The 1427-nt window shown below is 71.8% G+C and carries 1 protein-coding gene and 1 pseudogene; one reads left to right on the forward strand and one right to left on the reverse strand.

Translation table 11 applies throughout. The features are described from left to right. Window positions 1-127: 127 nt before the first annotated feature. Complete coding sequence (gene ygiD / locus C5508_RS19180; RefSeq protein ID WP_104526499.1) at window positions 128-970, reverse strand: 4,5-DOPA-extradiol-dioxygenase; 843 nt, start codon at window positions 968-970, stop codon at window positions 128-130. 189 nt (window positions 971-1159) lie between these two features. Between ygiD and C5508_RS19185 the strand changes: the two are divergent. Next, window positions 1160-1427, forward strand: a pseudogene (locus C5508_RS19185) (endonuclease); the annotation flags it as partial.

Raw genomic sequence — 1427 nt, forward strand, 5'->3', positions numbered from 1 at the left:
TCAGCGACGGCACCACCCCAACCCAGCGCAGCGTCCGCACCACGCTGGCCGACCTGCCGGCCACCCTCGCCGAGCACGCCGTCCGGCCACCCGCCGTCTGGGTCGTCGGCGAGGTCGTCGACCTGGCCTAGATGTTCGCGCCGTCCGGCGGCGGGCCCTCCGGCAGCTGCGGCGCCATCCCGCTGCCCGACGGCTCGGGCACGTCCATCCCGACCGTGTAGCTGGTCATCGACAGCGAGCCGTGGGCGTAGCCGTCGACGAGCACGTCCACCGGCGCATCGGCCGCCCCCGCCATGCCCGCCACGTAGAGCAGCGGCAGGAAGTGGTCGGGCGTGGGGACGGCGAGGTCGAAGTCGCGGTGCCCGTCCAGCCGGCCGGCCCCACCCGGATCGGTGAGCATGCACTCCTTGGCCGCCTCGTCGAACCGCTGCGCCCAGTCGAATCCGGCGTCGGGCAGCGCGCGGCTCACCCCTCCGAGGTTGTGCACCACGTTGCCGCTCCCGATGACCAGCACACCCCGTTCCCGCAGCGGAGCCAGCGCCGCCCCGAGCTGCAGGTGGTAGTCGAAGGACTTGAGGGCGTTGATCGACAGCTGCACGACCGGGATGTCGGCGTTCGGGAACGCGTGCCGCAGCACCGACCAGGTGCCGTGGTCGATCCCCCAGCTGTCCAGGTCAGCGCCGACCCACGTGGGGTGCACGACGTCGGCCACCTCCTCGTACAGCTCCGGCAGACCGGGCGCCTCGTACCGGATGTCGAAGAGCTCGCGCGGGAAGCCGTAGAAGTCGTGGATCGTGCGCGGCTTCGGCATGGTGGTGAGCGCGGTGGCCTGCACGTACCAGTGCGCGGAGACGACGAGGATCGCCCGTGGGCGCGGTACCGAGCGACCGAACGCCCGCCAGGCCTCGGTGTAGCGGTTGGTCTCGAGCGCGTTCATCGGGTTGCCGTGCCCGAAGAACGCAGCCGGCATCACGGTCACACGGCCTCCCCCAGTCGGTCCGTCCTCGATCATGCCGCGCCGGGGAGCCGGTCGCAGATCGATGCGGTGCCAGGCGGCGGACTCCCTACCGACAAGCCGATTGACCTGCGGATTCGTGCTGCGCATGCCGGTCAGGTCGGCTAGTATTCGTACATACGTTCGAGCCGTTCGGGAGGTGTCGTGGAGCAGCTGGGGTCGGCCCTCGACGCGGCCCCGGGCGAGCGGATCGATGGGCTGTTCGGGCCGGCGCTCCTGGAGCGCCTGGGTGATCTGCTGGTGCTGTCCAACCGGCTGGCGGCCGAGGTGGCGCGGACGGTGCGGCAGTGCGAGCTGGCCGGCGCGGCCGATTTCGACGGCAAGGCGTCGATGACCGCCTGGCTGCGCGGGCACGCCCGGCTGTCGGCTTCGGCGGCGTCGTCGCTGGTGCGCAACGGTCGCGCCCTGGAAC

The organism is Blastococcus atacamensis (assembly GCF_002938425.1).
Classification (GTDB): Bacteria; Actinomycetota; Actinomycetes; order Mycobacteriales; family Geodermatophilaceae; genus Blastococcus; species Blastococcus atacamensis.

Coding starts and splice junctions, on each gene's coding strand:
- ygiD (WP_104526499.1), bottom strand. CDS start 970: ATGCCGGCTGCGTTCTTCGGGCACGGCAACCCGATGAACGCGCTCGAG.